This window comes from Marinifilum caeruleilacunae (assembly GCF_013141825.1).
Lineage (GTDB): Bacteria > Bacteroidota > Bacteroidia > Bacteroidales > Marinifilaceae > Marinifilum > Marinifilum caeruleilacunae.
Genome location: NZ_RZNH01000142.1, coordinates 1 through 551, shown reverse-complemented (window position 1 = coordinate 551; position 551 = coordinate 1). Strand labels below are relative to the sequence as shown.

Annotated in this window: 1 protein-coding gene; it reads right to left on the bottom strand. The window is 41.2% G+C overall.

Features of this window, described 5'->3' with window-relative positions; all coding sequences use genetic code 11:
• Positions 1 to 46: 46 nt before the first annotated feature.
• Positions 47 to 551, bottom strand: a 505-nt coding sequence (locus tag ELS83_RS21815) for an integrase core domain-containing protein (RefSeq protein ID WP_171597643.1), incomplete at its 5' end; no start/stop codon positions are given.

Below are 551 nucleotides of genomic sequence, written 5' to 3'. Positions count from 1 at the left end.
GTAATGCAATTAGCTTTGTTTTAAAGATTGAATCGATTACCTTCTTTTAGGAAGCTACCTTCTGATTTATCCTTCTTCTTTTTTTCATGGTTTCTTTTTTGATAATTGATCTCTGCTGTAATCGCACCCAGTCTCTACCATAGTAGACATCAGCGGGAGTAAGGTTGTTTAGGGATTCATGATACCTTTCATGATTGTAATAATCCACAAATTCTTTAATCCTGGCTCTCAGCTCATCTGAATAATAGTAGTTGTCCAACTTTACAATGTTTTTTATCGTTCGGTGATAGCGCTCTATCTTTCCTTGCGTTTGAGGATGATAAGGCGCACCTTTCACGTGTCCCATTTGGGAGTCGTTGATAAACTTCGTAAACTCATGGGAGACGTAGCAAGGACCGTTGTCAGACAAGAGTCTGGGACGCCCGTCTTCGGGAAACTCACTGGTCCGTAATGCTTTGTCGATAACTTGCATCGCGTCTGTTGACTCCATGCTCTTACAAAGCTCCCAAGTGATAATATAACGAGAATAGTCATCCATGACCGTAGCTAGG